This window comes from Methylobacterium sp. B1 (assembly GCF_000333255.1).
Taxonomy (GTDB): Bacteria; Pseudomonadota; Alphaproteobacteria; order Rhizobiales; family Beijerinckiaceae; genus Methylobacterium; species Methylobacterium fujisawaense.
On the sequence record NZ_BACT01000241.1, the window covers coordinates 1 to 504 of the forward strand.

The following is a 504-nucleotide window of genomic DNA, read 5'->3' on the forward strand; positions in this document are numbered from 1 at the left end:
CCGCTCGGGCTGGCCCCGGAGCTGCGTGATGAGCCTGCCGGCCTGGAACGAAGACCGCTCAGCGCCGGCCCGGAGCATCCCGGCGGAGGCGACGGAGGGCATCCTGCTCGCGGCCAGTGAGGGCCGGGCCTTCTGGGCGCCGACCCGCGGCGGCCGCATGATTGCGGCGTTGCGCCCGCTCCACCGGCCGGAGCGCCGGACCGGCCATGTCGGCTGGCTGTCGGTCACGGCGCAGCGCTACACCCTGGATTACGGCTGCGGCTGGTTCCCCTGGAGCGAGGGCGGCGCGATCTCGGATGCCGCGCTCCTGGCCACGGGACGCCTCGACGCGACCCTGAGCAACAACCGCTTGTGGGACCTGGGCCCGATCCTGCCCCTGTTCGAGGCGCTGGGCTTCCGCCTGTTCCACTGGCCGGACCTTGGGGATCCGCCGGCCGCCTTCGTCGACCTGTTCGACGCTGAGCTGTCCGCTCACGACGATCTCTGGCTGGTGTGTCGGGATCG

1 pseudogene is annotated in these 504 nt (G+C 72.8%); it reads left to right on the top strand.

The features are described from left to right. Positions 1 to 28: 28 nt before the first annotated feature. Positions 29 to 504: pseudogene (locus tag I53_RS06760) on the top strand (inositol monophosphatase); the annotation flags it as partial.